This is a genomic window from Frankia tisae (genome assembly GCF_025403405.1).
Lineage (GTDB): Bacteria > Actinomycetota > Actinomycetes > Frankiales > Frankiaceae > Frankia > Frankia tisai.
Genome location: NZ_JANEZT010000833.1, coordinates 1 through 433, shown reverse-complemented (window position 1 = coordinate 433; position 433 = coordinate 1). Strand labels below are relative to the sequence as shown.

1 pseudogene is annotated in these 433 nt (G+C 64.0%); it reads left to right on the top strand.

Annotation, left to right across the window (positions count from 1 at the left end):
* Window positions 1–433, top strand: a pseudogene (locus NBZ85_RS31890) (hypothetical protein); the annotation flags it as partial.

The following is a 433-nucleotide window of genomic DNA, read 5'->3' as shown; positions in this document are numbered from 1 at the left end:
GTATACCGGACAGCCTGCCCGCCGTGGAATGGCTGACCTACGGCAGCGGTTACCTGGCAGGCATGAAACTCGGCGACACACCGCTGGTGGAGTACACCCGCGACCGCCTGCACCGGGAAACGCTGCGCAGCTTCGGCCGTTATGAACTCACCACCGCTTATACCCCTGCCGGGCAGTTACAGAGCCAGCACCTGAACAGCCTGCTGTCTGACCGCGATTACACCTGGAACGACAACGGCGAACTCATCCGCATCAGCAGCCCGCGCCAGACCCGGAGTTACAGCTACAGCACCACCGGCAGGCTGACCGGCGTTCACACCACCGCAGCGAATCTGGATATCCGCATCCCGTATGCCACAGACCCGGCAGGTAACCGCCTGCCCGACCCGGAGCTGCACCCGGACAGCACCCTCAGCATGTGGCCGGATAACCG